5 protein-coding genes and 1 pseudogene are annotated in these 3,587 nt (G+C 70.0%); 5 read left to right on the forward strand and 1 reads right to left on the reverse strand.

Annotation, left to right across the window (positions count from 1 at the left end; all coding sequences use genetic code 11):
• From G205_RS20165 to G205_RS20185, 5 genes and pseudogenes are all read left to right on the forward strand, one after another.
• A partial coding sequence (locus G205_RS20165; RefSeq protein WP_009359652.1) for a CoA transferase occupies nt 1-1,306 on the forward strand: 1,306 nt, incomplete at its 5' end.
• A 57-nt stretch (nt 1,307-1,363) separates the two neighbouring features.
• Nucleotides 1,364-2,145 (forward strand): annotated as a pseudogene (locus tag G205_RS20170) (AzlC family ABC transporter permease).
• Nucleotides 2,142-2,453 carry an AzlD domain-containing protein gene (locus G205_RS20175; RefSeq protein WP_009359655.1) on the forward strand — a complete coding sequence of 104 codons (312 nt, stop codon included), beginning with the start codon at nt 2,142-2,144 and terminating at the stop codon, nt 2,451-2,453. The pseudogene G205_RS20170 and the gene G205_RS20175 overlap by 4 nt, the downstream one beginning before the upstream one ends.
• 114 nt (nt 2,454-2,567) lie before the next feature.
• On the forward strand, nt 2,568-2,822 hold the full coding sequence (locus tag G205_RS20180) for a hypothetical protein (protein ID WP_009359656.1): 255 nt from the start codon (nt 2,568-2,570) through the stop codon (nt 2,820-2,822).
• 71 nt (nt 2,823-2,893) lie between these two features.
• Nucleotides 2,894-3,109: a hypothetical protein gene (locus G205_RS20185; protein WP_009359657.1), complete on the forward strand. Its 216-nt coding sequence runs from the start codon at nt 2,894-2,896 to the stop codon at nt 3,107-3,109.
• An 18-nt stretch (nt 3,110-3,127) separates the two neighbouring features.
• On the opposite strand, the gene G205_RS20190 is transcribed toward G205_RS20185, so the two are convergent.
• Nucleotides 3,128-3,352, reverse strand: coding sequence for a hypothetical protein (locus tag G205_RS20190; RefSeq protein WP_009359658.1), 225 nt, complete (start codon nt 3,350-3,352; stop codon nt 3,128-3,130).
• Between the last annotated feature and the right edge of the window lie 235 nt (nt 3,353-3,587).

Genomic DNA, 3,587 nt, shown 5'->3' on the forward strand with positions numbered 1-3,587 from the left:
GGCCGGACCCTTGGACGTGGAGGGCCTCGCCGTGGGCGCCGTTTCCGCCGCCGCCGCGGCCCTTGACGGGTACACCGGCGGGCGCGGAAGGTTTTCCACCACGCCGGCGCTGACCGCCGCCGCCTTCAATTCGTCCGGGCACCTGCGGATCGCCGGGCGGAAGCTGCAGGGGTTTGCCCCGCTGTCCGGCTTCCGGCGCACTCGGGACGGCTGGATCCGGCTCCACGCCAACTACCCGCACCACGAGCAGCGCCTGCTGCAGGCCCTCGGCGCGCGCTCCCCGGCCCAGGTGGATGCCGCGCTCCGGACCATGGCGACCCTTGAGGCGGAGGCAGCAATCCAGTCAGCGGGCGGAATCGCTGCTGCCGTCCGGACCCGCAGCGAGTGGCTGGCCTCCCCGATGGGTGAGGCTGCCGGTTCCGGCCCATGGATTTCCCTGACGTCCTCCGACGGCGAAACCACCCCCATGGGCCTGGCCGGGATACTGACGCCGGAGCCGGTGCCGGCAGGTCCTCCAGCCGTTAACGGGAAAACCACCCGGCCCCTTGCCGGCGTCCGTGTCCTGGACCTGACCAGGGTCATCGCCGGCCCGGTGGCCACGCGCCTCCTGGCTGCGCTCGGCGCGGACGTCCTGCGGATCGACCCGCCCCGGCTGCCGGAACTGTCCGACCAGTTCGTGGACACCTGCTTCGACAAACGCAGCGCCGAGGCGGACCTGGCCCTCCCGGAAAACCAGGAGCGGCTGCGCGACCTCCTTGCGGCCGCCGACGTTGTGGTCACCGGCTACCGGCAGGGGGCGCTGGACCGGTTCGGACTGGGGGCCGGGGACCTGCTGGAGGCCCGCCCGGGGCTGGCCGTGGTCACGCTGAACAGCTGGGGTGCAACAGGGCCGTGGAGCGGCCTGCGCGGCTTCGACAGCATTGTGCAGGCGGCTGCGGGCATAGCAGACCTGTACGGCCGGACCGACGACGACGGCTGGCACCCGGGTGCCCTGCCCGTCCAGGCGCTGGACCACGCCACCGGGTACGGAGCGGCAGCCGCAGCTGTCACGCTCCTTGCCCGCCGCCGTCGTACCGGCCTGGGCGGGACCGCGCGGCTGTCACTGGCGAGGACCGCCGCGGAGCTGTTCTCCCTGCCCGGAACCGACGACGCGGCAGCAGGACTGGCGCCGCCGGACTGCCGGACCATGGACAGCTCCTTCGGGGAGCTCCGGTACGTCCCGCCGCCGTTGCTGCTGGACGGGCAGCCCCTCGATTACCGCAATCCGCCCCCGCCCTACGGCAGCTCCGCCCTGGCCTGGGCCTGACCCCGGCAGCTGCGGCCCGGTTTCAAGCGTCCACCCTCGCTGTGGTTGAGTTGGACCATGCTTCTCCTGGGATCACCGGCCGTCCGGGTAGGTATCTCCATCAGCATCGCCACCGGGCTGTACGGGCTGTCCTTCGGGGCACTGTCGGTCACGTCCGGGCTCAACTTCTGGCAGACCATGGCCCTCAGCTCCTGCTCTTCAGCGGCGGCTCCCAGTTCGCGTTCATCGGCGTGGTGGGAGGCGGCGGTTCCGGCATCGCGGCCATGAGCGCGGCAACGCTGCTGGGCATGCGAAACGGCATCTACGGGATGCAGCTGAACGCGCTGCTTCGGCCCACCGGCTGGCGGAAATACGTCGGTGCTCAGCTGACCATCGACGAATCAACGGCCACCAGCACCGGGCAGGCTGATCCCGCAGAGCAGCGCCGCGGATTCTGGGCAGCCGGCATCGGAATCTACGTGCTGTGGAACCTGTTTACCGCCGTCGGCGCCCTGGCCGGCGCAGGCCTCGGGGACCCCAGGCAATGGGGCCTGGACGGCGCCGCGGTGGCCGCCTTCCTGGCCTTGCTCTGGCCCCGGCTCAAAGGCCGCGAGCCCGTGGCCATTGCCGTGGTGTGCGCTGTTGCAACGGTTATTGCCGTTCCCTTCGTGCCGGCGGGCGTGCCCATCCTGGTGGCCGCCGTCGTGGCGGCAGTCATTGGCTGGTTCAGTCACGGACGCAGCGACGAGGGCCTGGAACCCGACGTGGATCCTTACCGGGAGCACCACCGGCATGACGGGGGCCACGGCGGCAGGCACGACGGCGGCCATCACGGGACTGTTCCGGGAGCAGGCGCATGAGCCTCTGGTTCTGGCTGCTGGTGGCCTGCGCACTGGCCTATGCCTGGAAACTGGTGGGCTACCTGGTGCCGGCCCGCTTCCTGGAGAATCCGCGGATGTCGCGCATCGCAGGAACCATGACCATCGGGCTGCTCGCCTCCCTCACCATGGTCAATGCCGTGGCATCGGGCCAGTCGCTGGCCGCCGACGCACGGCTCGGGGCGCTGGCTGCGGCAGCGGTGGCCCTGGCGCTGCGCGCCCCGTTCCTGGTGGTGGTGCTCGCCGGAGCGGGAACGGCGGCGCTGCTGAGGCTGTTGGGCTGGAATTGACCGCCCACCGCCGGGGCCGCGCCGGGTGACGTAGGTCACTTCCAATGGCTGTCCCCGGCTGTACTATGGGAGCGGCTATGCAGTTGGCCACTGAATTCCCTGTGAACGGCGACCATGGACAATCAGCTGCACGCTGCCGGAGAAAGAGCCGGCCGACCCCGAAAAGATGCCCGGCGGCGGGCGGGGCTTCCTGCCAAACGCTTCTACACACGATTTGCTGCCCTGTCCGACGTCCCGCCGGAGGATCTTGAGCTGCTGGCCGAGAGGCTGCGCGCCGGCCTGACGGCCGATCCGTCGTCGCCGGTTCCAGCGCTGCAGGCCCTGGTGCGGCGGGAAATCCGCAAGAGGGGGGACGCGGCCAGCGGATGACCCGCAGCCCGGACAGCCAAAGTCCGGAGAGCGGCTGCAACGCCCCCTTGGCGGCCAAAGGAGGAACCGAGATGAACGCAGAATCCCAACCCGCGGGGGAGCGGTCAGGCAGGCGCTGGCCCGGCTACCGTGAGCCCCGGGGCGCCGAGTCCACCCGGGAAATGCGGGACACCGCGCGGCGGCGCAGGGACGCCGAGGAGAAACTGCAGCAGCATCTCCTGGAAGCGAAGGGCCATGTCCCCAACGAACACCGTGGTCATCGGGGGCCGGGCGGCGGGCGGGAATAGGTGCGGAAAGTCCCGGTGCTACGCCACTCCGTGGGCGGCGCCGTCACGCAGTGCGGCCCTGCGGCAGCTTTCTTCGACGGCCATGTCGTACCAGGCCTGGGCGCCGAATTCGGGTTCCGGCGTGTCAAGGTTCTGGTAGAGCGCGTCCAGCAGGTCCGCGAGTTCATTCGCGGTTAATGTGGGCAGGACTTCTTCCGGATCGCGCGGATTATTGAGGTAGTGCGAAAGCTTTGAACTGTTCATCGCGCCGCTGCCAGTGGGCGCCGGAAATGCAGGAACTGCATCATTGAGATCGCTCCATCTCGAATGTCCAGAGGCTGGCTGCGTAACCCTCTTGAAGTGTATTGCACAAGGCTGGAGGCCACAATGGGTCCCCCGGCGAGGGGACCGGCGGCCGCCAGGTCAGGGCAAATCCAAAAACCTACCCCAGCTCAGGGTCCTCCAGCGCGGCCAGGGGCGGCGCGGCCGGGGTGGTTGC

The organism is Arthrobacter nitrophenolicus (assembly GCF_000332815.1).
Lineage (GTDB): Bacteria > Actinomycetota > Actinomycetes > Actinomycetales > Micrococcaceae > Arthrobacter > Arthrobacter nitrophenolicus.

Excerpts from the sequence above, each read along its gene's own strand:
- G205_RS20175 (WP_009359655.1), top strand. The coding sequence starts at position 2,142 with ATGAGCCTCTGGTTCTGGCTGCTGGTGGCCTGCGCACTGGCCTATGCC.
- G205_RS20180 (WP_009359656.1), top strand. The coding sequence starts at position 2,568 with ATGGACAATCAGCTGCACGCTGCCGGAGAAAGAGCCGGCCGACCCCGA.
- G205_RS20185 (WP_009359657.1), top strand. The coding sequence starts at position 2,894 with ATGAACGCAGAATCCCAACCCGCGGGGGAGCGGTCAGGCAGGCGCTGG.
- G205_RS20190 (WP_009359658.1), bottom strand. The coding sequence starts at position 3,352 with ATGAACAGTTCAAAGCTTTCGCACTACCTCAATAATCCGCGCGATCCG.